We start from the raw sequence: 24281 nt of genomic DNA on the forward strand, positions 1-24281 counted from the left end.
GCACCCCGCATGGGCAAGTCGACGACGAAGCGTGGCGGTGAACACCATGACCGGAAGATCGGCCGACGCGACCGCCCGATCAAGGGCGATCTCATCCGCGTCCAGGCAGCCGGCGCGCGCCTACGGCCGCCACGGCGCACATCGCCGCCATCCCCCAGAACACGGTCGCGCCCATGGCGGCGTATCCCTGCCCGGTGGCGAGGGTCCCGGCCATCATCATCGCGCCGATCCCGGCTGCGAGCAGGGTCTGCGCCGTGCCCGCGACAACCGGCGGGATCGCGTGCTGCATCACCCGCATGGTCGCGAGGTGCATCGCCCCGAAGGTCAGGGCGTGCAGCCCCTGCGCAAGCACCAGCGCCGGCAGCGCTACCGTCTCCGCCGTGATGCCCCACCGCAGCAGCCCTGCGCCCGCCGCGACCAGCGCCAGCCCACGCGGCCCGAGCCGTTCCGCCAGCGGCCTTCCCCAGGCAAATAACAGGACCTCGGCGACCACCGACCAGGCCCAGAGCAGCCCGATCATCGTCGCGGACACGCCCGCCCGTTCCCAGTGGATCGAGCCGAAGGCGTAATAGGCGGCGTGACTGCCCTGGATCAGCGCCGCCACCAGCAGGATGCGCCGGAACCCCGGCAGGGCGGCGATGCTGCGGATGGTGCCGCCGCTGCGCCGCCGAGGCGTCTCCATGGCAGGTAGCGCCAGCGCGGCCAGCCCTGCCGCGGCCAGCGCGCCCGCCAGCAACCAGGCGATGCTGCCCGCGCCGGCCCGCTCGGCCAGCCACCCGCCGGCACCCGCCGTGACGATGAAGGCGACCGACCCCAGCGCGCGCACGCGGCCGTAATCCCAGCCTTGCTCCCGTGCCGCACGCAACGCCATGGCATCGCCGAGCGGCACCACCGATGCGAAGCCCAGCGCCATCAGCAGGTTTGCCAGCAGCAGCCCGGTCAGCCCATGCGCCAGCCCGTACAGACAGGCAGCCACCGCGGCGATCGCCGCGCCGCCGGCCATCACCGCACGCGGCTGGCCCAGCGCATCGGCCAGCCGGCCGCCCATCGGCCCCGACAGCAGCCGCATCGCCGCACCCGCCGCGAGGACGCCGCCGACCTCGGCGGCCGACAGCCCGGCCGCGGCCATCAGCGGCGGAACGAAGGGCAGCATTACGCCCAGGGCGCCGAACTGCGCGATGAACAGCAAGCCAAAACGCGGCGCGGAGGATGTCACGCTTCAGCCCATGCCGGACCGCCCCGCCATGGACAAGTGCCGCGCCGCGTGTCACGGAAAGCGCGCCCCCCAATTTCGGAATGCTGGCGCGCCATGTTCGAACCTCGGGTCCGTGCCGTCCTCGGCCCCACCAATACCGGCAAGACGCATCTCGCGATCGAGCGTCTGCTCGCGCATTCGTCGGGCATCATCGGATTCCCGCTGCGCCTGCTGGCACGCGAGAATTACGACCGCATGGTCGCGCAGAAGGGTGAAAGGCATGTCGCGCTGATCACCGGCGAGGAGAAGATCGTCCCGCCCGACGCGAAGTGGTTCGCCTGCACGGTCGAGGCGATGCCGCTCGACCGACCGGTCGAATTCCTCGCTGTCGACGAGATCCAGCTCTGCGCCGACCCCGATCGCGGGCATGTCTTCACCGACCGGCTGCTGCATGCGCGCGGCATGGTCGAGACGATGTTCCTGGGTGCCGAGACCATCGCGCCGCTGCTGCGTCGCCTGGTGCCGAAGGCCGAGATCGAGACGCGGCCGCGCCTGTCCCAGCTGACCTATGCCGGTCCGGCGAAGCTGTCGCGGCTGCCCGCGCGTTCCGCCATCGTCGCCTTCAGCGCGACCGAGGTCTATGCGATCGCCGAGGCAGTGCGCCGCCGCCGTGGAGGCTGCGCGGTCGTGATGGGCCGCCTGTCGCCCCGCACGCGCAACGCCCAGGTCGCGCTGTACCAGAACCGCGAGGTCGATTTCCTGGTCGCGACGGACGCGATCGGCATGGGTCTTAACATGGATGTGGACCATGTCGCCTTCGCCGCGATGTCGAAGTTCGACGGGCAGCAGCCGCGCCCGCTGACGGCGCAGGAAGTCGCGCAGATCGCCGGCCGTGCAGGCCGCGGCATGAAGGACGGCACCTTCGGCACCACCGCCGAATGCCCGACCATGCCGGAGGAAATCGTCACCGCCGTCGAGACCCATGCCTTCGAACCGATCGCGCAGATCGCCTGGCGCAACTCGGATCTCGACTTCACGAGCATCGGCGCGCTGCTCGGCAGCCTCGCCGAATCGCCGCCGCAGCCGGGGCTGACGAAGGGTCACGACGCGGTCGACCACATCACGCTCGAAGCGCTGTCGCGGGACCAGGATGTGCGCGGCCTCGCGGACACCATGTCGCGCGTGCGGCTGCTGTGGGAAGCCTGCCAGGTGCCGGATTTCCGCAAGCTGGCGGATGACAGCCACACCGCGCTCTGCGCCAAGCTGTTCACCCACCTCGCGAAGGACGGGAAGCTGCCGCGGGACTGGGTGTCGTCCTCGCTCGCCGTGCTCGAACGCACGGATGGCGATCTCGACACGCTCATGGCGCGGATCAGCTCGATCCGAGTCTGGGCCTATATCGCCGCCCGCAACGACTGGATCGACGACGCACCGTCGCTGCAGGCGGATGCCCACCGGGCGGAGGACATGGTCTCCGACGCGCTGCACGAGACGCTGACCGCCCGCTTCGTCGACCGCCGCGCCGCCCATCTGATCCGCAAGATGGATGACAGCGAGGAGGAACTCCTCTCCGCCGTCACCCGCCGCGGCGAAGTGGTGGTCGAGGGCCACCCGGTCGGCACGGTGAAGGGCTTCTCCTTCGAACCCGACTCCGCGACGGTCGAGGAGGAGGAGCGCCGCGTCGTGCTGCGCGCCGCCCGCCGGGCGCTCGGCGCCGAGATCCCGCGCCGCGTCGCGATGCTGGAAGCCGCGAAGGACGATGCCTTCGCGCTGACGCCGAGCCACAAGGTCACCTGGGCGTATTCCCACGCGCCCAACATGCCCGCGGGCCTTGGCGACATTGCCGAGATCGCCAAGCTAAAGCCCGGCCCGGAGCCCTCCAAGCCGCAGGTCGAGGTGCTGCCGTCCGAGTTCCTGGATGGCGCGCAGCGCGAGCGCATCCGCGAGCGGCTGGCGACCTGGCTCGACGCGCTGATCAAGCGCGAACTCGGCGCGATCTTCGCCGCCGAGGGCAAGGCCGCCGAGGACAACACCCTGCGCGGGCCTGCCTTCCGGCTGCGCGAGGAACTCGGCCTGGCCATGGGCCGCACCGACCCGGACATCCGCCCCGATCTGCGCCAGAAGCTGAAGGGCATCGGCATCCGCGCGGGGCGCTACGCGCTGTTCGTGCCGGAGGCGATGAAGCCGAAGGCGATGGCGCTGCGCGCGCAGCTCTGGTCCCTGCTGCGCGGCATCGAGACGCCGAAGCTGCCCGGCGGGGGGCTGATCGCCGTGCCGGCACGCGAGGAATGGCCGCGCGGCTTCGCCGAGACGATGGGCTGGCTGCCGGCCGGGCCGGTACTGCTGCGCCTTGATGTCGCGGAGCGCATCGCGGGCGAGATCGGCCACCTGACGCGCCGCGCCCCGGCGCTGCTGCCGGGCGACCTCGCCAGCCGGCTCGGCATCAAGGGCGACGTGCTCGGCCCGGTGCTGGACGCCATGGGCTTCCGCCTGATGCCCGCGGAGGTGCTGGAGGAGAACGCCTTCGGTCCGCCCGCACCGGCGCGCATCTCCCACGCCCGGCCACCGCGGCAGGAACACCACCGCGGGCCCCGCCGCGAGGACGGCCCGCGCGGCCCGCGCCGCGACGAACAGCAGCGCGGCCCTCGCCGGGACGACCAGCGCGGCCCCCGGCGCGACCGCGGCTCGGCGCCGGACCAGCAGGCTCCTGCCGTGGCCGCCGATGGCGCGCCGCCCGCCGAGGCCGGTGCCGAAGCGTCCCGGCAGGACCAACGCCAGCCGCGCCGCGACGATCATCGCTCGCCGCGTCAGGATCAGCGCCCCCGCAGGGACGATCAGCGCCAGGGCGGCAAGTCCTTCGGCGGGGATCGCGACCGTCCCCGCCGCCCGCGCGAGGAGCGCGTGCAGCTTCCCGCCATGCCTCGCCCGGATAGCCCCTTCGCCGTCCTGGCCAACCTGCTGAAGAAGGACTGAGGTGGCGGAGGACGGGCGCGAGGCGCAACGCCTCGATGCCTGGCTGTGGTGCGCACGGCTGCGCAAGACCCGGTCTGATTGCGCCCGGCTGGTGGAAGCCGGCGCCGTCCGCATCAACCGCCAGCCGACCGACAAGGCGCATGCCCGCGTGCGACCCGGGGATGTGCTGACCATCGCACAGGGACATGGTGGATCAGGGCGGATCGCCGTATGGCGCATTGTCGCCCTGGCGGAGCGCCGCGGCCCGTCCGCCGAGGCACGCACCCTGTATGAGGACCTTTCGGAGCCACCGGAGGGCTGATCCGCAGCGGGTCTGCGATGCGCGCGGGACGCCTTGCGGGCGGGGCGCGGCGCAGCCATTTTGGGTGCGCTGCAACCACGAGCCACCGGGGGCTTTCCGCCCGTGACCTACGTCGTCACCGAGAACTGCATCAAGTGCAAGTACATGGACTGCGTCGAAGTCTGTCCTGTGGACTGCTTCTATGTGGGCGAGAACATGCTGGTCATCCATCCGGACGAGTGCATCGACTGCGGCGTATGCGAACCGGAATGCCCGGCCGAGGCGATCTTTCCGGACAGCGACGACAAGGCGACGGACTGGCTTGAGCTGAACCGCACCTATGCCACCGAATGGCCGAACATCACCCGCAAGGGCGAAGCCCCTGCCGACGCGGACGAATGGAAGGACAAGCCGGACAAGAAGGCGCTGTTCAGCCCCAATCCGGGCTGACGCCGCCCCGCCGACTGCCGCGGGGTGACGGGGGGCGATTTTTCTGCTATGGTTTCAAATGCATGGCCGTGGTGCGCCATCTGGCGCCTGCGGCCCTGGCATTTTCGGCCCGGCCCCTGATGGCTCGGGCCCGGCCGCGACGCCGTCAGGCGTTGCGGGAGCAGGAGCGACTCCGCAATGAAGGCACCGGCCCGCGCCAAGGCGCCGACCAAGTCCCGCACCACCGCCGCGGCCAAGCCGGCCGCCAGACCGACGACGACCGCAACCGCAAAGGCCAAGACCGCCCCCTTGCCCGCCAAAGCCAAGCCCAAGGCCGCCGCGAAGGCGGTGAAGGTGCCGACAAAGACGGCACCGAAAGCCAAGCCGACGCCGCAGCGCGCGGTGGAGGCCGCCGCCCCGCCGCCAAGCCCGGCCAAGCCGCCGATCCATCCCCCCGCCGCGCCGAAGGTTGCCGCGCCGCCGCCCGTGAAGGCCGCGGCGCCGCCATCACCGCCACCGGTTGCGCCGAGGCCCTTCGTCGCGCCTGTGCCGCCGGCGCCCGGACGTGGCATCGTCTCCCCGCCGCCGCCGCACCGCGCGCCCGTGCGACCGTCCGCCGCGCCGGCGGTCGTCGCAACCGCCGCGAAGACGGCGCCGCGCCCGAAGGAGGACTTCAAGGCCGGCGACCACGTCGTCTACCCGACCCATGGCGTGGGCTCGGTCCAGGGTATCGAGACCGTCGAGGCCGCCGGTTACACCCTCCAGGTCATCGTCGTGACCTTCGAGGAGAACCGGATGACGCTGCGCGTCCCGGTGAACAAGGCCGCGTCGTCGGGCCTGCGCAAGCTCGCCGCCGGGGCCAACATGCAGCAGGCGCTCGACACGCTGAAGGGCCGGGCGCGCATCAAGCGCACCATGTGGTCCCGCCGCGCCCAGGAATACGAGGCGAAGATCAACTCCGGCGACCCGCTCCAGATCGCCGAGGTCGTGCGCGACCTGCACCGCAATGCCGGCCAGCCCGACCAGTCCTTCTCGGAGCGGCAGATCTACGAGCAGGCGCTCGACCGCCTGGCCGCCGAGGTCGCGGCGATCGACAAGACCGACAAGGTCAAGGCGATCGAGAAGCTGATGACCTATCTCGGCAAGGCAGAGAAGGGCGAGAAGGCCGACAAGGCCGAAAGCGCCGCGGATACTACAGAGGAATAGGTCGACCCGTTGCGCGCGGAGGGCTTCGGCTCGACGCGCAGGACAGGCCGGCATGAAAAAGGCCCCGGGGTGCACCCCGGGGCCTTTCTCGTTGCAGGCCGGGCCCGAAGGCCCGTCCCGACTATTCGCTCTGGCGCTGCCCGGTCAGGGACAGCAGCAGCTGGAACAGGTTGATGAAGTTCAGGTACAGCGCGAGCGCGTCGAGCACGCTGCGCTTGCCCGCCTGGTCCGTACCCTCGGCGTAGGCATAGGCGACGTAGTCCGCCTTGATGCGCTGCGTGTCATAGGCGGTGAGGCCCACGAACACGATCACGCCGATCACGCTGATGGCGAAGGCCAGCGCGCTGGAGGCCAGGAAGATGTTGACCAGCGACGCGATGATGATGCCGATCAGGCCCATCATCATGAAGCTGCCCATGCGGGTCAGGTCGGCCTTGGTGGTGTAGCCGTACAGGCTGATGCCCGCGAACATCGCCGAGGTGATGAAGAAGGTCGTCGCGATCGACTGGCCGGTGTAGCGCAGGAAGATGTTCGACAGGCTGGCGCCCATCGTCGCGGCGAAAACCCAGAACAACAGCTGCGCCGTGCTCTTGGACATCCGGTTGATGCCGAAAGACAGCACCAGCACGAAAGCCAGCGGCGACAGCATGGCCGCCCAGCCCAGCAGCGTCGGGGACACGACGCGCATGCCATTGGCGGCGACGCCGACGGACCAGAACAGGTTCATCAGTGCCGGCGTGGTGGCGACGAGGTACGCGACGATGCCCGTCAGCAGCAGCCCCGAGGCCATCCAGTTGTAGACCCGGAGCATGTAGGTGCGCAGCCCGGCATCGACGGCGGCCGCGTCGGCGGTCGCAGTGCGACCCCAGCCAGGCGCACCCGTCGTAAATCGAGTGTCGGGACCCAAGGCCATGGTGTGGAAGACTCCTCCGAAGGGGGATGATTCCCCGTGGCGCAGAATATGGACACTTTTTCATTCGGATCAACGGGGATCGCATACCCCCCGCCGACCCCGGATACCGCCCGGCGCTAGACAGATAAGCCGCCGGCGGCATCGCGCCATCCTCACCCGGCGATCCTTACGGATCATTATGCGGCCGGTGAGCCATCCGGGGCCGCGCCATTCTGCGCGGCCCCGGCGGGGATCAACGCTCGGCCGGCTCGACCGAGATCGCCGTCGCCTCGACGAAGGCGACGTTCACGCGCTGGCCCGGGCGCACGGTGCGGATGAACGCCTGCATCTCCGGATTGCGCACCACGACCGTGCGGCGCACGCCGCGGGAGGAGGTGAAGGTCACCGCGTTGGTCGCCTGGTCCACCGAGTTCACCGTCACGGTGTCACGCACGGTCACGACCGCAGCGCCGGCCGGACGCTCGCCGAGGCCCGCGCGGGCGGCGCCGAGATCGACCTCGGCCGGCAGGTCCGTGCCGCGCGGCGTCATCTGCACGGCGACGGCTTCCTCGAAGCGGACGCGCACGCGGTTGCCGCGACGGACGCGATCGAGGTTCTGCACGCTCTCCGGCGCGACAACGGTGATGTTGCGGTTCTCCGGCGTGCGGATCACCACCTGGCGCGTGCGCATGTTCACCGACTGCACGACGCCCACCGCTTCCTGGGCGGTGGAGACGACGACCGGCGGCGGCGGCGTGACCGGCTGCGGCGGCGGGCTGCTGGCGCAGGCGCCCAGGCCGAGCAGCGGAAGGGCGACGAACGCTGCCAGCGTCAGGCGCCGGCGGTGGGTTTGCGTCATGGCAGATCCTCGATGGAAGTCAGACCGGTTGAATACGGCCCCGACGACCTTACCGGATCAAGCGCAGCCGCGGTAGCAGGCCGTTTCCGTCCGTCAACGGCCCTGTCCCGCGGCACGCCGGCCTCCCCGCCTATTCGTTCCGCAACAACGGCGCCGGGCGCGCCCGCAGCGCGAGTGCGGTCCCGGCGTAGCCGAAGGCGAGCGTCAGTGCCGTGCAGGCCAGCACCACCGCAGCCAGCGTGCCCGGCAGGAACACCCATTCCCCCCCCATGACGAAGCGCACCACGCCCCAGGCAGCGGCGGTGCCGACCGCGGCGGCGATCACCCCCGCCGTGGTGCCGAGCAGCCCGAATTCCACCAGGAAGGCCCGGCGGATCTGCGCCCGCGTGGCACCCACCGTCTTCAGCACCACGGCATCCCGCACACGTCGGCGCTGGCCGGCCGCGACCGCCCCCGCCAGCACCAGCGCGCCGGCGGCGAGCGTCAGCGTCGCCGTTGCCGACAGCGCCGTGCCGATGCGTTCGAGCAACGCCGCAACCTGTTCCAGCGCATCCCTGACCCGGATGCCGGAGACGTTGGGGAAGGCCTCGCTGATCGCGCGCAGCACGGCACCTTCCTCCGCGGCGCCGGAGCGCACCGTGGCGATGTGCGTGTGCGGCGCGGCCTCGAGCAGGCCGGGCGAGGCGACCAGGGTGAAGTTCAGCCCCAGCCCCCGCCACGCGATGTCGCGCAGATTGGCGATGCGCAGCGGGATGTCGCGCCCGAGCACGCTGACCGTGATGGTGTCCCCGATGCCGACGCCCCAGCCGCGCGCGAGGTTGGCGTCGAAGGATACCAGCGTTTCCCCGCGATAATCCGCCGGCCACCAGTCGCCCTGCACGATGCGCGTGCCCTCGGGCGGCGTCGCGGCGTAGGTCAGGCCCCGGTCGCCGCGCAATGCCCAGCTCGTTTCCGGCGTAGTGCGCACCTGCTCGGACGGCACGCCGTTCACGGCCACGATGCGGGCGCGGAGCGACGGAACGCGCTTGATGTCGCGCACCGTGGGTTGCGCTGCCGCCACGCGGTCGAAGGCGCCAGCCTGGTCCGACTGGATGTCGATGAAAAAGAAGCTCGGCGCGGCTTCCGGCAACTGGTCGCTGATCTGGCGGCGCAGGTTGCCCTCGATCAGCGCCACCGCCGCCAGCGTGGTCAGGCCGATGCCGAGCGAGACCAGGATGAGCGGCGTCGGCGCCCCGGGCCGGTGGAGATTGGCGAGCCCCAGGCGCAGCGCCGGCCGCCGCACCGCCCGGAACCGTCGCGCTACGGCCATCAGCGCCAGCGCGCCGAGCCTGAAGACGATGAGCGTCCCGACCGCGCCGCCGACGAAGAAGCCCGCGAAGGCGCGGTTCTCCGCCGTGGCGACGATCAGCACGGCCAGCGCCAGCCCGGCGAGCACCGTCGCCGCCACCAACGCCAGCCGCGGCCGCACCCCGGCCGGCTGCAGCGCATCGCGGAACAGCGCCGCGCCGGGGATCTCCATCGCGCGGCCGAGCGGCCAGAGCGCGAAGGCAAGCGCAGTCAGCAGCCCGTAGAGTGCGGCGAGCCCGAGCACCTCGGGGTAGAGGCCAAGCCGCGGCGGCACGGGCAGCGCATCGGCCAGGGCGCTCGCGGCCAGCGCCGTCAGGCCGAAGCCCACGATCAGCCCGATGGCGATGCCGACAGCCGCGAGCGCCAGCACCTGCATCAGATAGGTCGCGAAGATCACGCCGGGCGCCGCGCCGAGGCAACGCAGCGTCGCGATGGTGCGCGCCCGCTGGTCCAGCCAGGACCGCACCCCGGTCGCTACGCCGATGCCGCCCACCAGCAGCGCCGTCAGGCTGGCGAGCGTCAGGAAGAAGGCCGCGCGATCCACGAAACGATTCACCGAGGGCGCCGCCGCATCTGCGGTGCGAATGCGCCAGCCGTTCTGCGGGAAGGCGGCGCGCAGCGCATCGGCGAAGGCCCGACGATCGGTGCCTGGCGGCAGTGAGACGCGATACTCGAAGTTGACCAGGCTGCCCGGTTGCACCAGCGCCGTTGCCGGCAGGTCCCCCATGACGATCATCGCCCGGGGGCCGAGGATCGCCGGGCTCGTGACCTTGTCGGGTTCGGCGACGATGATGCCGCGCAGGGTGAACTGCGCATCGCCGACGCGGATCGTCGCGCCGGGCTCGACGCCGAGCCGGTCCGCCACGACGCGCTCCACCACGATCTCGCCCGGAGCGAGCCGACCCGGCGGATCGAGCATCAATTCCCCGAACAGCGGGTACGCGTCATCGACCGCCTTCAGCTCGACCAGCGTGCGGTCGCCGCCCGGTGCGACGGCCATCGCGCGCATGGACGTGATGCGCGACAGGCGGGCGCTGTGCGCGGCAAGCCAGTCCGCCGCCACCGGCGGCAGCGGCCCCTGCTGGGAGGCGACCTCGACCTCTCCGCCCAGGATGCGTGAGCCATCGGCGGCGATCCCCGCCTCGATGCCGGCGCGCAGCGTGCCGACGGCGGTGATGGCAGCCACGCCGAGCGCGAGGCAGGCAAGGACGATGCGGAGTCCCTTCACCCCCCCGCGCAGGTCCCGGCGGGCGAAGCGGAGCGCAAGCGAAAGGGTTTTCATGCAGCGACGCCTTGGGGCGCGGCCAGCTGGAGGGGCTTCGCCCCTCCAGACCGCCCCACCAAAGGCCGAAAGGCCTTTGGAAACCTCAACTTGGCGTCGCGCTCCGATGTCGGAGCGGCGGCGATGCTCGCTCGGGCGTAGAAGGCATACGGAGGGCGCGTGGCACGCCTGTCGTGCCCGGAACCAGAAGATTGCGGTCCAGGATGCCCAGCATCCTGGCGGGGTGGTTCGGAGGGGCAGGGCCCCTCCGATCGCCGCCTCATCCGCATCACTGCTCCGCCCTGTCCGACACGATCCGTCCGTCCTCGATCCGCACCTGCCGTTCGCACCGCTCGGCGAGCAGCGGATCGTGGGTGATCAGCAGCAGCGTCGTGCCGAACTGCTCGCGCAGCCCGAACAGCAGATCCATGACATGCCCGCCGGTGCCACGGTCGAGGTTGCCCGTCGGCTCGTCCGCCAGAAGCAGCTTGGGCTCGGCGACGAAGGCGCGCGCCAGCGCGACACGCTGCTGCTCACCGCCCGAGAGCTGGCCGGGGTAATGCGTCAGGCGATGCCCAAGACCCACACCCTTCAGCGCCGCTTCCGCGCGGTCGAAAGCATCGGCGCGGCCGGCGAATTCCAGCGGCACGGCGACGTTCTCGAGCGCCGTCATGGTGGGAACGAGGTGGAAGGCCTGGAAGACGATGCCGACCGTCTCGCGGCGGAACACCGCTAGCGCATCCTCGTCCATCCGCGTCAGGTCGTGGCCGGCAACGGCCAGCGTGCCGCCGGTCGGCCGGTCGAGGCCGGCGAGCAGCATGAGCAGGGATGTCTTGCCGGAGCCGGACGGTCCGACGATGCCGACGGCCTCGCCCGTGCCGACCGCCAGGTCCACGCCGTGCAGGATATTGATCTCACCGGACTGGGCCCTCACCTTGAACTGCAGGTCGGTGGCGATGATCAGCGACGCGCCGGCCTGGCGCCCCGGAATCGTCGGGGTGGTGTTTGGAAGGACATCCATGTCGTTCAGGGTTCCGCGGCTTTCGCACCGATATGGGCGCCGCGCCGCCCTTCGCAAACTGTTGGCCTGTATCGGATTGTTGCCGCTGCTGGCTGCGGCACCGGTCCAGGCGGCCGAGGTCCGGCTGCTGATGCTGGGCGATTCCATCACCGCCGCCTATGGGCTGGCGCGTGGCCAGGGGCTCCCCGCGCGCCTCGAAGCCGCGCTGCGAGCCAAGGGGCACGACGTGCGGGTGATCGATGCCGGCGTGTCCGGGGATACCACGGCGGGCGGGCGGGCGAGGCTCGACTGGGCGCTGGCGGAACGGCCTCAGGCGGTAATCGTCGCCCTCGGCGGCAATGACGGGCTGCGCGGCATCGAGCCCCGGGCCAGCGAGGCGAACCTCGCTGCCATCCTGGATGCGCTGAAGGCGCGCGGGCTGCCGGTGATGCTGGCGGGGATGCTGGCGCCGCCGAACCTCGGCGCCGATTACGGTCGTGAGTTCGCCGGAACTTTCACGCGATTGTCGGAAGCGAGGCCGGAGGTCGTGTTCTATCCCTTTCTGCTGGATGGCGTGGCCGGGAACCCGGAGATGAACCAGCCCGACCGCATTCATCCGAATGAAGCTGGCGTCGCGGAACTGGTCCGTCGCATGCTTCCGTCAGTCGAGTCGCTGCTGGGGCGGGTGCCCGCTAGCTGACCCGCTCCGGCCTGGATGGGGGCCGAGAGATGCTGCGCCTGTTCGTCGCCCTGGGCCTGCCTGCCGAGTGCCGCGCAGACCTTTCCGCCCTGGCGGGCGGTATTCCCGGTGCGAAATGGATACCGGCCGAGAACTATCACCTCACGCTGCGCTTCATCGGGGAGATCGAGAACTGGCGCGCGCAGGAGGTCGATGACGCGCTCGCCGCCATCCGCGGCACGGCCTTCGATCTGTCGTTGCGCGGCGTCGGCACCTTCGAGAAGGCGGGGCGGATCCATTCGCTCTGGGTCGGCGCCGAGCGCAACGACGCGCTGACACATCTGCAGAACAAGGTGGAGACCGCCCTGCAGCGCATCGGCCTGGCGCCGGAACGCAAGCGCTTCTCGCCTCACGTCACGATCGCCCGCACCGACCGTGCGCCGCCCGAGAAGGTCGTCGCCTACGTCCAGGCCCACAACCTGTTCCGCGCCGCGCCGGTGGAGGTGGACTACTTCACCTTGTTCTCCTCCCGCCTTGGCAAGGAAGCGTCGGTCTACACGCCCGAGGTCGAGTACGACCTGATGGCGCGGAAGGCGGCGTAGCGCCGCGCGCTTCGCGTCGGACGCCACGCTGAATCGTTGCGGCCTCAAGCGCCGGCGTCTGGCGGCTCGGCTCGCGTGCCGGGCACCGGACTATCCTGCGCCATCTTTGCGCGGTCGTGCTGTGCGCTCGCTGCCCGATGCCGGGGCACCCGCCCGGATGGCGGTGGCCGTAGCCGGTACGCTTGCCCGCAGTCGCCGGTCGCGTTACGGCTAGGCCGTGGCCCCGGTCTTCCGCCCCGTCGCGCGCCTGATTGCCGCGATCCTGCTGCTGCAGGTCGTGCTGGCGCCGGCGCATTGCCTGGCGATGGCAGCCGCGCCCGCCGGCATGGCAACCGTGCTCTGCTCCCCGGCCGGTGTGGAGCGGATGATCTATGTCGGCCCCGACGGCCAGCAGCTTCCGGAGCCGGACACCGGCCAGGGCGTCTGCGTCGTCTGCACCGGCCTGCCCCAGGCCGCACTACCGGAACCGCCGAACACGCCGGCGCCGGCCCGGGTCGCGCTTGGCCCGGCCTGGCAGGTCGCTTCGGCGGTAGCGCTGCCGACTGGCGCGCGCGGTCCGCCGTACCGGCAAACAGGACCACCCGCTCTCTCCTGAGGCTGTTCCCGACGGAACGGCCGCGCCTGCGCTTGCTGTTCCGTTCTTCAGGATGAGAGATTCTCCGTGTTTTCCCGTTCCGTTTCGCGGCCCGTCCTGGCTGCAGCGGCGGCCGCCCTTGCCCAACCTGCGCTTGCGCAGGAACCCGCGCCCGAGGCCGCCACCCTGCCGCCCATGCTCGTCGTCGCCCCGCGGGTGCCGAGCACACCGACTCACCCCTCCAACGCCGATGCCGAGGCCGCGGCCCGGCAGATCCCCGGCAACGTCTCGATCGTGCCGGACGACGCCTTCCGGGATCGGCCCGGCGTCACCACCATTCGAGACGTACTGCTCTACACGCCCGGCGTCTTCGCCGAGCCGAAATGGGGCGAGGATACGCGGCTTTCGATCCGCGGCTCCGGCACGTCGCGCAACTTCCACCTGCGCGGCGTGCGGCTCTACCAGGACCGCATGCCGATCAATCAGGCGGATGGCAGCGGCGACTTCCAGGAACTGGACCCACTGACCTTTCAGCGCGTCGAAGTCTTCCGCGGCGCCAACGCCTTCATGCTCGGCGCGAATACGCTGGGGGGAGGCATCAACTTCATCACACCGACCGGCCGCAGCAATCCCGGCGTGCTGCTGCGGGGCGAAGGCGGTTCGTTCGGCATGGCCCGTGGCCAGGCGGCCTATGGCATTTCAGGTACCGGCTGGGACACCTGGGGTACCTTCACCAGCATGACGCAGGAGGGCTTCCGGGACCATAGCGCCGGCCGGTCGTATCGCGTCAACGCCAACGGCGCCTACCAATGGTCCGACATGGCGGAGACGCGCATCTTCGCCACCTACAACAATATCTGGCAGCAGATCCCCGGTTCGCTCACGCGGTCCCAGGCGTTGACGACGCCACGCATGGCGAACGCGGCCAACTTGGTCGGCGACTACATGCGCAACCTGGAGAGCTTCCGGGTCGGCACCGTGACCGGCATCCGTCCCCAGGAAGGGGCGTTGATCGAGATCGGCGGCGGCTACGTTCATCGCGCGCTGGACCACCCGATCTTCCAGTATCTCGAGCAGAACTCGAACGACTTCGTCCTGTTCGGGCGCAGCAGCATCGAGGGAACCGTGGCGGGGCTGGAGAACAGCCTCACCATTGGCTTCAATGCGGGGTTGGGTCGCATGGTGAACCGACGTTTCGTCAACATCGGCGGGCGGGCGGGCCAGCAAACCTACGGGTCAGTGGACGACGCCACGACCCTCGATGCCTATGCGCAGAACTCGCTGACGGTCCTGCCCGGCCTGCAACTCATCGCCGGCCTGTCGCTCGGCTACGCGATGCGCGACAGCGACGACGACTTCCTCTCGAATGGCGACCAATCCGGTTCCGGCACCTGGTCCTGGACCAATCCGCGTCTCGGACTCCTGTGGCAGGCGACGCCGGACGCGCAGGTATTCGCCAACCTCGCCTGGGCGACGGAACCGCCGACCTTCACCGATCTCATCCCTCAAGTGCCGCAAGGCGGCTTCCAGAATCTCGAAGCGCAGCGCAGTACAACGATTGAGGTCGGCACGCGTGGCGCGACACCCGCTTTCTCATGGGAAGTTGCGCTCTACAGAAGTTGGATCCGCGATGAGATCCAACTCTTCACCTTCGGAAACGGCATGGATTTCGCCGTCAATGCCGACCGGACCATTCATCAGGGCATCGAGGCCGGCGCAGCCTGGACTTTCCTACGCGACAGCTTCGCGGCCGGCGACAACTGGACGCTGACGCAGGCCTATACCTTCAGCGACTTCTACTTCGACGGAGACCCCGTCTATGGCGACAATCAGCTTCCGGGCGTGCCCCGGCACCTGTACCGCGCGGAGCTGCGCTACCGGCATTCTTCGGGCGGTTGGATCGCACCCAATGTCGAATGGGTGCCCCAGGCCTACTACGTCGACAATGCAAACACGCTGAAGACCGACGCCTACTTCCTGGTCGGCATCCGCGCCGGCTGGGAGTTCTCCAACGGCATGTCCGCCTTCGTCGAAGCGCGCAATCTGGCCGACACGAAATACATCGCCTCCGCCTCGGTAATCCCACGCGCAACGCCGCAATCCCAGCTCTTCGAACCCGGCACCGGACGCGCTGTCTATGCCGGGCTGCAATATCGCTTCTGAGGACCGACACCGATGCGCAAGATGCTTCTCGCCCTGGCCACCGCGGCGGCCCTGCCCGCCATGCCAGCCGTCGCCCATGTCACCATCGACCCGGCGCAGGCCACGCCGCATGCCTATGTCCGCGCGGCGCTGCGTGTGCCCCATGGCTGCGGTACTGCGGCAACCACGCGGCTTACGGTGCGCCTGCCGGATGGCGTAACGGGAGCACGCCCCATGCCGAAGCCCGGCTGGGCTCTGATCATCGCACCGCGCGAGGCGACCGGGGCCCCCGGGGGCCACGGTTCCGCGCCGGAGGTCGCGACCATCACCTGGGAAAGCGGCCGCCTGCCCAACGAGCACTACGACGAGTTCGTGCTGCGCTTCCGCGCGCCCAACGAGCCGGGTGCCACGTTGTGGTTTGCCGTGCGCCAGGAATGCGAGGGCGGCGCCGTCACTGACTGGTCCGAGATCCCGGCCGAAGGCCGCCGCATCTCCGACTATCCACACCCAGCCGCCTCGATGCGTTTGGTGCCCCGCTGATGCGCTCGCTCCTCCTGGCGACCCTCGTGCTTGCCGCGCCGCCGCTGGCCCGTGCCTGCGATACCGAGGCGATGAACGCCGAGCTGACCACCGTCTGCACAGCCGCGCTGCGCCCCGCGATGAGTTGGGCCGCCGCGCTGCGCGGCCAGGCCTCGGCGACGGAGGCGGCGGCACTGGACCGTGCCATCGCGGTGGCGACGACCGCTTGCGAGACCGGTGACCCCGCCGCCGGCGCGCAGGAGGCCGCGCGCATCGCCCGCCTTGCCGGCCGCATCGAAGCGCGCGCCGGCAACACCGACCCGATCTGGCCCGATCGTCTGGCCAGACACTGACACCAGGCAAGGAGACCTGCCATGACCACCACCCGCCGCACCCTGATGATCGCCGTCGCCGCCATCGCGGCCGCGATGCCCGCCGCCGCGCATGACTACACCGCCGGCGACATCGCCATCGGCCACCCCTGGACCCGCGCTGCCGGCGCCAACGGCAACGGCGCCGGCTTCATGCGCCTCCAGAACCGTGGCAGCCAGCCCGACCGCCTCCTCTCCGCGACCACCGCGGCAGCGCGGACCGTCGAACTGCACAGCATGGTCCGCGACGGCGACGTGATGCGCATGCGGCCCGTGCAGGACATCCCGATTCCGGCCGGCGGCTCGGTCGAGCTGGCGCCGGGCGGTTTCCACATCATGATGCTGGGGCTCACCGCGCCGGTGAACCAGGGCAGCCGCGTACCGCTGACACTGCGGTTCGAACGCGGCGGGGAAGTCACGGTGGAACTGGCGGTCGAGGCGGCGGGCGCGCGGGGCGCGTCGCATCACTGACGGGCGTCGCGCCCTTCCACGCCTTACCCGCCCGCCGCCGGAGATCGGAGGGGCTCTGCCCCTCCGAACCACCCCGCCAGGGGGTTAGACCCCCTGGACCGCAATCTGTTGGTGGCGGGCGCAACAGGCACGCCGCACCCTCAACGCGCGCTTCGTGCGCAAGGGCGGGTTCCGGCATCAGTTCTGCCAGCGGCGCACCGCACCAGGTTGAGGTTTGCAAAGGCCTTTCGGCCTTTGCTGGGGTGGGGTTCGGGGAGGGGCAAAGCCCCTCTCCGAGATGCCTTCAATCGAAGGGCTGGCTCGTCACGTCCACCCGCGCCTCCGACCGCCACAGGGAGAACGCGAACCCCGCCACCACTGTCGCGTTCCACTCGCTGCGGTACAGCGGGCTGCCGTCGTTGCGCGCACCCGAGAAGTTCTCGATCCGCCCACCGGCGACGACGGACAGGCGTTCGGTGATCGGCAGGCGATAGGACAGCGACAGCCGCGCGCCGACATAGCCCGCCTGTGCGTTGTAGGCCGGGCGGCCGGGTCGCGCGTATTCCGGGTCCACCTGGTAGAAGTAGTCGGTGTAGGCACTGGTGCCGAACAGCACGCCGGCCGAGACGCGCAGGCGCGCATACTGCGAGAAGACGTGCAGCCGCTCGTAGGCGATGTCCGGCGCTAAGGTGAAGCCGCGGAAGGAAACAGACGTCCAGTCCGTCGAGAACACTGCGCGGACCGGCGTGTCGAGCACGACGCGCTCCGGTGCGGCCTCCTCCTCGCCGCGCCACAGGATGAAGCGCAGGTTGGGGCCGATCTCGCCCAGCCATTCGAGGTCCGGCATGCCCTCCCGCGCGGTCACGTCCTGAGACGATGCATTGAGCCCGCCGGACGCGCTGACCGACAACTCGATCCCGTCCGCCAGGCTCGCACGGGCGCGCACGCCGCTGTCGTCCGTGCGCAGCACGTCCCCGCGATAAATGAAGTAGGGAACGACCAGCCCGCGCAGCTGGTTCTGGCTGGAGGCGGGATAGGCCGGGATGCTGCCGCCGCCGCCGGCGATGCCGACCTCGAAGACCGGCAGCTGCTGTGCCTGCGCCGGCAGGGCCGCAGCGGCGCAGAGCAGGAGGGGAGCGATGCGTCTGATCATGATCGTTCCGCCAGGATGAGCACATTGGGCAACGGCGTGCCACCCCAGCAGGGCGTGATCGAGACCCGGTAGCCCGCCGATTCCAGGGGTTGCGCGATGTCGGCCATCGCCAGCGGCGCCACCCTGCCGCCGCGGCCGAGGTCAGCCCCCATCCATCGCCGCAGCCGTTCCAGCGACGTCCCGACCGCGCTGCGCCAGCCGCGATCAGGGTCGAAGCTGCGGATTGCAATGCGCGCGGGGCCGGCCGCCGTGATGCGCGCCAGCAGCGCGTGCTGCGCGTCATGCGGCATCTGTGGCAGCACGTCGATCAGCAGGACCGTGTCGCCCGCCGGAACGTCGATAGCGGCGAGATCGCCGGCGACGAAGCGTGCCGGCAAGCCCGTTGCGGATGCCGTCGCGCGCGCGATCTTTTCGGCATCCAGGTCGAAGCCGGTGATGCTGTCCGCCCGGCCCGCCAGCAACAGCGCGAGCGCGAGCTGCCCGCGCCCGCAGCCGAGATCGACCACCCTGCCGAGCGGCGGCATGGCGAGCAGCGCCGGCAGCATCGGATCGGCGCGCAGCTTGCCGGCCACGAAGCCTTGCGTCGCCCGGCCTTCGTGGCGCGCCGCAACCGTGCGCACCAGGTCACGCAGCGGCGGCGTCACAGATCCTTCAGCACCGTCCAGAGATCGTTCTTCGCCTCGAAGCCCACGCCGGGAATCTCCGGCATGCGGATGCGGCCATCCACCACCGGCGTGTCGGTCGCGAAGCCACCGAAGGGCGCGAAAACCTCGGGGTAGGATTCGTTGCCGCCCAGGCCCAGCCCGACCGCGATGTTCAGCGCGAACTGATGCCCGCCATGCGGCACGCAGCGTCGCGGCGACCAGCCATGGAGCTGCATCATCTCCAGCGTGCGGAGGTATTCCACCAGCCCATACGACAACGCGGGATCGAATTGCAGGATGTCGCGATCCGGCCGCAGCCCGCCATGGCGGATCAGGTTGCGCGCATCCTGCATGGAGAAAAGGTTCTCGCCCGTCGCGAGCGGCGGGGCGTAATGCTCGGCGAGCGTCGCATGCGTCGCGTAGTCCAGCGGGTCGAGCGGTTCCTCGTACCAGCGCAGCTTGAAGGGTTCGAGCGCCGCGCCATAGGCCAGCGCCGCATGCAGCCCGAAGCGCCCGTTCACGTCGACGGCGAGGCGCGAGCCGTCATTGCCCAGCAGCTTCAGCACCGCCTCGATGCGCGCCATGTCCTCGCGCAGCGCGTCCTTGATGGCGGTGCCCGGCGCGCCGCCGATCTTCATCTTCACCGTGGTGTAGCCGAGGCCGAGGTAGCGCTTCATCTCCTCGACCAGCCCCTCGATGCCCTTGCCGGGGTGGTAGTAGCCGCCGGCGGCATAGATCCAGGCGCTGTCGTCGGCCTCGCCGCCGCGGAAGCGGTCGGCCAGCAGGCGCCACAGCGGCTTGCCTTCGAGCTTTGCCGCGGCATCCCACAGCGCCATGTCGAGCACGCCGACGGCGACGGAGCGGTCGCCATGCCCGCCCGGCTTCTCGTTGCGCATCATCGCCGCCCAGGCGGCCGCGACGTTCAGGCTGCCGTCGGCGGCAGTCAGCTCCGCCTCGGTGCAGGCTTCGAGCCGGGGCACGAAGCGTTCCATCAGCAGCCCCGGCTGCGCGTAGCGGCCGTTGGAATTGAAGCCGTAGCCCGTGGCCCGCTTGCCCGCGCCATCCTCGATGGTCACGGCGACGACGCTCGCCGTCATCTTGGAGAAGTCGATATAGGCGTTGGCGATGGCGCTGCTGATGGGCACCACGCCCTGGCGGATGGATGCGATGCGCATGGATGCGTCCTCGGCGGCCTGCGGGTCCGGTTTCCTACCGTCCGGCGGAATGGCGCGCAAACCCGGCGCCGCTTAGCATCCCCGGGCAGCCCAAGCCGGAGACCTGCCATGACCATGACAACGAGACGCCTCGCACTCGGCCTGACCGCCGCTGCCTCCCTGGCCACGGCGGCCCGCGCGCAGGCCGATTGGCCCAATCGCAGCATCCGACTGATCTCGCCCTTCCCGCCGGGTGGCGCCGCGGATCTGCTAGCCCGCGTCCTGGCCGAGGAGCTGAGCCCGGTGCTGCGCCAGACTGTAGTGGTGGAGAACCGCACCGGCGCCGGCGGCAGTGTCGGCACCGAAGCCGCGGTGCGCAGCGCGCCTGACGGCTACACGCTGGTCATGGGCAGCGCCGGGCCGCTGGCGATCAACCCGTCCCTGCTGCGCCTGTCCTACGATCCGGCGCGGGACCTGGTGCCGATCGCGCCCGTCGCCGCCGTGGCCTCCGTCCTCGTCGTCCATCCGTCGGTGAATGCCCGCACCCTGCCGGAACTCCTGGCCCTCGCGCGCGCCGAACCGGGCAAGCTGAACTATGGCTCCGCCGGCATCGGCTCGGCGCAGCACCTGTTCATGGAACTGCTGAAGCAACTCGCCAATGTGGACATCACGCACGTGCCCTACCGCGGCACCGGCCCTGCCATGGTCGATACCGTGGGCGGTCGCCTGACCATGATGTTCGACACGACGCCCACCGCCCTGCCGCATATCCGCGACGGCCGGGTGCGCACGATCGCCGTGTCGTCCGCGCGGCGCGACCCGGCGCTGCCGGACATACCGACCATCGCCGAGACCGGCGTGGCCGGCTACGAGGCGATCGGCTGGTATGGTGTCTTCGGTCCCACCGGCATCCCGGCGCCGGTCATCGAACGCCTGAACCGCGAGATCACCGGCCTGCTGTCCCGCCCAGAGTTTCGCGCGAAACTGACCGCGCAAGGGGTGGAGGCGATGGGCGGCACCGCCGCGGAATTCACCGCCATGGTGGCGGAAGACCGGCAGCGCTGGGCCGAGGTGATCCGGCGCGGGAACATCAGGGTCGACGGATGAAAGATCCCGTCGGAGCCGGCGAGGACCGGGATCGACCCTACAGCGTTCCGACCAGCCGCAGCCCGATCACCAGCGCATCGGGCAGTGACTGGTTCGGATTGCGCTGCGCGTTAGGTTCGCCGGCAGCGGGGTTGGCGTAGAACTGCACGAAGGGCCGGACCGAGAGCCGGTCCTTGATGGCGGAGAGGTCGTAGTTCACCTCGATCACCGTCTCCGCACTGCGGATCGGCCAGGCGGTGCCGTACTCGTTCACGTCGCGGTCGAAGCTGCGGGACTGGTTGCCGATGCGTGCCCAGGACACGCCGATCGACAGTGTATCATCGGCCCGGCTGAACGGCCCACGCCAGGCGAGGCCGCCATCGACCTGCCAGGCGATGGCGTTGCGGTCATCCGGCTGGGTGAAGGCGCGGCCGAAGACGGCGAGCCAGCCATCCTCGCCACGCCACAGGGTAGCCTCGACGACGCCATAGCCGCCGTAGTTGTTGGCGAAACGCTGTGGCACGCCGGTGCTGGACGGGCTGGCGAGGGACTGGCCCGTGTCGTCGAACAGCACGGAATCGAAGCCGGCATTGTGGAACCAGGCGCCCGCCTTCAGCACCCACGGACGCGGGCCGTCGCCGCTGTCGGGTGCTGCGCCGCCGGTGACTGCCTCGGCGATGGCGAACATCCCGCCGGCCGTGCTGAAGGTGGTGCCGTAGCGGTTGTGCATCTGCGGGTTGGTGTCGACGCCATAGCGCTCGCCGGGATTGCCGGAAAACACCGCGGCGCGCAGCCCAGTGGCATCGTCGGGGTCGCCGAGGGCAAGGCGCGCGCCGAGCGTCGGCAGCGGATAGGCCGGACCGCCGCCGGGCAAGGCGTTGGCGATCGCGACGGGCCAGCCGAAGGTGGCGTTGACGAGGTTGCCCGCGGCATAGGCGGCGATGAACTCGCTATCCGCCGCGAGCTGGCCGAAGCGGATCGAGCCCCAATCGCCGAGGCTGCGTTGCAGCCACAGCTCGTTCAGCCGGACCGTGGACACAGCCTCGACGCTGCTGACGGTGGCGAGGCTGCCGACGCGGGTCGGCGTGGGCTGCCGGCCGTAGATGCCATAGGCACTGACGGCCAGGGTCCAGCCATCCAGCCCCATGACGCGGTCCAGATCCACCGCGAGGGCAACGTCCAGCAGGCCGATGGCGGCGGGGCCGGGCCGGATGCCGCCGCGCAGATTCTGCACGGCGTCCAGCGTGCCGACGGCCGTGAAGCAGACGCCGGGGGCGAGCGCATGGCCGCCGTCGCAGGATGATTGCTGCCCGTCATCCGCGAAAGCGGCTAGCGGGGCGGCACAGAGCAGGAGCGTGAGGACATGCAGGCGGCGGAGCGGCGTCACTGGTGCTCGATTCCTCAAATTTAGTTTGCGCTAAATTTATTAGCTATCACTAATATGTCTAATGAAACATTAGGTGCGCGGAAGGGCGATCCGCACCCGCAGCCCCGGCGCCGCGTCTTCCAGGGCGATCGTCATGCCGTGCAAATCGGCGACGGCCCGAACAAGCGCGAGACCCAGCCCGCTGCCCGGCGTCGAGCGGGACGCATCGAGCCGATGGAAGCGCTGGAACACCTTCTCGCGCTCGGCTTCCGGAATGCCGCTGCCGTCGTCGGTCACGCACAGCTCCCCGGCCGTCAGGGCCAGGCAAATACGGCCCCCTGCCCGCCCGTGGCGCACCGCATTCTCCACCAGATTGGCGAGCATCTGCGTTAACAGCGCCGGGTCGCCGGTCAGCATCACGCCCGGTGCGATCTCGGTGGCGAGCGTCTGCTCACGGTCCTCCGCGGCGGGCGCGTAAACCTCGGCGACCGATTCCGCGATGGCGGAGAGGTCCACGGTGGTGAAGCCGGCGCGCTGCGTGCCGGATTCCACCTGGGCGATCCGCAGCAGCGCGGCGAAGATGTCGAGCAGCCGATCGGCCTCGGCCTGCGCGGCCGCGATGGCTTCGACGGTCGATGCCCGTGCCGCCTCGTCCAGCCGTTGGCGCAGCCGGGTCAAGGGCGTGCGGAGATCGTGTGCGATGTCGTCCGTCACTTCCCTCAGTGCGGCCATCAGCGCCTGCAACCGATCGAGCGTGGCGTTGATGCGTCCCGCGAGGCGGTCGAACTCATCCCCGCCCGTTCGTTCAACGAGGCGACGGTCGAGATCCCCGTTCTGCACCGCGGCCAGGGCGGCTTCCATCGCCGCGGCCCGGCGCGCGACGGATCGGCCCAGCAGCAGCCCGCCGCCAAGCCCGAGCAGCAGCACCGCCCCGCCCACCCAGAAGGCACTGGTCAGCAGCCGCTGCTCCAGCGCCCGCGCCGCGGTCATGTCCCGCCCGACGATCAGCGCACCGCCGCCGGGCAAGGGCTGCGCATACATCAGCACCGGTGCCGCACCGCCATCGGGCTGGCGGATGGTGCCTTCGCGCCAGCCGCGTTCCGCGGACACGCCCGAGAGGTTGCCGGCCAGCCGCTGCCCGTCCGGCGCGGCGAGCAGGTAGTATTCCTGCCCGCTCCGATCCGCCGCGAGCCGTGCCTCGATCGACAGCGCGATGCCGCGTGCGCCCGACAATGCGCCGGATTGCAGCAGCACGCCCATGCCGCGCTCGACCTCGTCCGCCGCCTGTCGCACCGCGAAGCCGGCCGTCACCCACCAGGCGACGCCGCCGACCAGCGCCGTGCCGGCCAGCGTCAGCACCAGGTGCAGCAGCGTGACCCGGAACGCCGTCGTTCGCGCGAAGGCCCAGCGCGAACCGGCTTCAGCCATCGGTGCGGATCACATAGCCGGCGCCGCGCACGGTGTGCAGCAGCTCCGGGCCGAAGCCCTTGTCCACCTTGCCGCGCAGCCGGCTGATATGCGTTTCGACCACGCTGGTCTTGGGGTCGAAGTGGAAGTCCCAGACGCCTTCCAGCAGCATGGTGCGCGTCACCACCTGGCCCTCGCGCCGCATCAGGAATTCCAGCAGGCGGAACTCGCGTGGCTGCAGGTCGATGCGCTTGCCGGCGCGCGTGACCATGCGGCGGATCAGGTCCATCTCCAGGTCGCCGACGCGCAGCACCGTCACTTCCTGCTGCAGAGGCGGGCGGCGGGCCAGCGCGTTGATGCGCGCCAGCAGCTCGGCGAAGGCGAAGGGCTTGGCGAGGTAGTCGTCGCCGCCCGCGTCCAGCCCCTCGATCCGGTCGCCGAGGCCCGCCCGCGCCGTCAGGAAGATCGCCGGCGTCGCGATGCCGGCGGCGCGCACGGCCCGCACCATCGACAGCCCATCGAGCTTCGGCAGCATCCGGTCCACCACCATCACGTCATGGCCCCCGCCAGTCGCGAGGAAAAGCCCGTCCTGCCCGTCCGCCGCGCGGTCCACGACATGGCCCGCTTCCTCGAGGCCGCGCGCCACATAGGCCGACGTCTCCGCGTCGTCCTCGACCAGCAGGATCCTCACG

The 24281-nt window shown here is 70.5% G+C and carries 23 protein-coding genes; 12 read left to right on the forward strand and 11 right to left on the reverse strand.

Annotated elements, in window-relative coordinates:
• Positions 1-91: 91 nt before the first annotated feature.
• Positions 92-1189: an MFS transporter gene (locus tag GXW78_RS22345; RefSeq protein WP_211871119.1), complete on the reverse strand. Its 1098-nt coding sequence runs from the start codon at positions 1187-1189 to the stop codon at positions 92-94.
• A gap of 120 nt (positions 1190-1309) precedes the next feature.
• Between GXW78_RS22345 and GXW78_RS22350 the strand changes: the two genes are divergently transcribed.
• From GXW78_RS22350 to GXW78_RS22365, 4 genes are all read left to right on the forward strand, one after another.
• A complete protein-coding gene (locus GXW78_RS22350; protein WP_211871120.1) occupies positions 1310-4168 on the forward strand; it encodes a helicase-related protein in 2859 nt (952 codons plus the stop codon).
• A 1-nt stretch (position 4169) separates the two neighbouring features.
• Positions 4170-4469, forward strand: a complete 300-nt coding sequence (locus GXW78_RS22355; RefSeq protein ID WP_211871121.1) for an RNA-binding S4 domain-containing protein — start codon at positions 4170-4172, stop codon at positions 4467-4469.
• A gap of 102 nt (positions 4470-4571) precedes the next feature.
• Positions 4572-4898: a ferredoxin FdxA gene (fdxA, locus tag GXW78_RS22360; protein WP_211871122.1), complete on the forward strand. Its 327-nt coding sequence runs from the start codon at positions 4572-4574 to the stop codon at positions 4896-4898.
• 288 nt (positions 4899-5186) lie between these two features.
• The gene (locus tag GXW78_RS22365) at positions 5187-6083 is read left to right on the forward strand and encodes a CarD family transcriptional regulator (RefSeq protein WP_246522533.1); all 897 of its coding nucleotides are present in this window, start codon (positions 5187-5189) and stop codon (positions 6081-6083) included.
• Positions 6084-6204: 121 nt separating this feature from the next.
• Here GXW78_RS22365 and GXW78_RS22370 read toward each other — a convergent pair whose 3' ends face one another.
• The 4 genes from GXW78_RS22370 to GXW78_RS22385 form a co-directional block, all read right to left on the reverse strand.
• Positions 6205-6996, reverse strand: coding sequence for a Bax inhibitor-1/YccA family protein (locus GXW78_RS22370; protein WP_211871123.1), 792 nt, complete (start codon positions 6994-6996; stop codon positions 6205-6207).
• A 232-nt stretch (positions 6997-7228) separates the two neighbouring features.
• Positions 7229-7834, reverse strand: coding sequence for a hypothetical protein (locus GXW78_RS22375; RefSeq protein ID WP_211871124.1), 606 nt, complete (start codon positions 7832-7834; stop codon positions 7229-7231).
• A gap of 130 nt (positions 7835-7964) precedes the next feature.
• Positions 7965-10463: an ABC transporter permease gene (locus GXW78_RS22380; RefSeq protein WP_211871125.1), complete on the reverse strand. Its 2499-nt coding sequence runs from the start codon at positions 10461-10463 to the stop codon at positions 7965-7967.
• A gap of 268 nt (positions 10464-10731) precedes the next feature.
• Complete coding sequence (locus tag GXW78_RS22385) at positions 10732-11463, reverse strand: ABC transporter ATP-binding protein (RefSeq protein ID WP_211871126.1); 732 nt, start codon at positions 11461-11463, stop codon at positions 10732-10734.
• 61 nt (positions 11464-11524) lie between these two features.
• Between GXW78_RS22385 and GXW78_RS22390 the strand changes: the two genes are divergently transcribed.
• The 7 genes from GXW78_RS22390 to GXW78_RS22420 all read left to right on the forward strand — a co-directional run bounded on the left by GXW78_RS22390 (position 11525) and on the right by GXW78_RS22420 (position 16800).
• Positions 11525-12142 (forward strand): arylesterase, encoded by a 618-nt coding sequence (locus GXW78_RS22390; RefSeq protein WP_246522534.1) that lies wholly within the window; start codon positions 11525-11527, stop codon positions 12140-12142.
• Positions 12143-12171: 29 nt separating this feature from the next.
• Positions 12172-12723, forward strand: coding sequence for an RNA 2',3'-cyclic phosphodiesterase (gene thpR, locus GXW78_RS22395; protein ID WP_211871128.1), 552 nt, complete (start codon positions 12172-12174; stop codon positions 12721-12723).
• Between the two features lie 217 nt (positions 12724-12940).
• A complete protein-coding gene (locus GXW78_RS22400; protein ID WP_211871129.1) occupies positions 12941-13318 on the forward strand; it encodes a hypothetical protein in 378 nt (125 codons plus the stop codon).
• Positions 13319-13492: 174 nt separating this feature from the next.
• Positions 13493-15460 (forward strand): TonB-dependent receptor family protein, encoded by a 1968-nt coding sequence (locus GXW78_RS22405; RefSeq protein WP_211871130.1) that lies wholly within the window; start codon positions 13493-13495, stop codon positions 15458-15460.
• Between the two features lie 12 nt (positions 15461-15472).
• The gene (locus GXW78_RS22410; protein WP_211871131.1) at positions 15473-15979 is read left to right on the forward strand and encodes a YcnI family protein; all 507 of its coding nucleotides are present in this window, start codon (positions 15473-15475) and stop codon (positions 15977-15979) included.
• Positions 15979-16311 (forward strand): hypothetical protein, encoded by a 333-nt coding sequence (locus GXW78_RS22415; protein ID WP_211871132.1) that lies wholly within the window; start codon positions 15979-15981, stop codon positions 16309-16311. Before GXW78_RS22410 ends, GXW78_RS22415 begins: the two co-directional genes overlap by 1 nt.
• 21 nt (positions 16312-16332) lie before the next feature.
• Positions 16333-16800, forward strand: coding sequence for a copper chaperone PCu(A)C (locus GXW78_RS22420; protein WP_246522535.1), 468 nt, complete (start codon positions 16333-16335; stop codon positions 16798-16800).
• Positions 16801-17083: 283 nt separating this feature from the next.
• Here the strand turns inward: GXW78_RS22420 and GXW78_RS22425 are convergent, their stop codons facing one another.
• From GXW78_RS22425 to GXW78_RS22435, 3 genes are read right to left on the reverse strand one after another with little or no spacing between them, the layout of a single operon-like run.
• Entirely contained in the window at positions 17084-17932 is an 849-nt protein-coding gene (locus tag GXW78_RS22425; RefSeq protein ID WP_211871133.1) for a MipA/OmpV family protein, read from the reverse strand.
• Complete coding sequence (locus GXW78_RS22430; RefSeq protein WP_211871134.1) at positions 17929-18576, reverse strand: class I SAM-dependent methyltransferase; 648 nt, start codon at positions 18574-18576, stop codon at positions 17929-17931. The genes GXW78_RS22425 and GXW78_RS22430 overlap by 4 nt, the downstream gene beginning before the upstream one ends.
• Positions 18573-19751, reverse strand: coding sequence for an enolase C-terminal domain-like protein (locus GXW78_RS22435; RefSeq protein ID WP_211871135.1), 1179 nt, complete (start codon positions 19749-19751; stop codon positions 18573-18575). Before GXW78_RS22435 ends, GXW78_RS22430 begins: the two co-directional genes overlap by 4 nt.
• 108 nt (positions 19752-19859) lie before the next feature.
• On the opposite strand from GXW78_RS22435, the gene GXW78_RS22440 reads away from it, so the two are divergent.
• On the forward strand, positions 19860-20837 hold the full coding sequence (locus GXW78_RS22440; RefSeq protein ID WP_211871136.1) for a Bug family tripartite tricarboxylate transporter substrate binding protein: 978 nt from the start codon (positions 19860-19862) through the stop codon (positions 20835-20837).
• A gap of 37 nt (positions 20838-20874) precedes the next feature.
• Here the strand turns inward: GXW78_RS22440 and GXW78_RS22445 are convergent, their stop codons facing one another.
• The 3 genes from GXW78_RS22445 to GXW78_RS22455 form a co-directional block, all read right to left on the reverse strand.
• Positions 20875-22203: a carbohydrate porin gene (locus GXW78_RS22445; protein WP_211871137.1), complete on the reverse strand. Its 1329-nt coding sequence runs from the start codon at positions 22201-22203 to the stop codon at positions 20875-20877.
• A gap of 69 nt (positions 22204-22272) precedes the next feature.
• Positions 22273-23610 (reverse strand): sensor histidine kinase, encoded by a 1338-nt coding sequence (locus GXW78_RS22450; RefSeq protein ID WP_211871138.1) that lies wholly within the window; start codon positions 23608-23610, stop codon positions 22273-22275.
• Positions 23603-24280 (reverse strand): winged helix-turn-helix domain-containing protein, encoded by a 678-nt coding sequence (locus GXW78_RS22455; RefSeq protein ID WP_211871139.1) that lies wholly within the window; start codon positions 24278-24280, stop codon positions 23603-23605. The genes GXW78_RS22450 and GXW78_RS22455 overlap by 8 nt, the downstream gene beginning before the upstream one ends.
• Position 24281: the final 1 nt, after the last annotated feature.

It is taken from the genome of Neoroseomonas terrae (genome assembly GCF_018129025.1).
GTDB classification, from domain to species: domain Bacteria; phylum Pseudomonadota; class Alphaproteobacteria; order Acetobacterales; family Acetobacteraceae; genus Neoroseomonas; species Neoroseomonas terrae.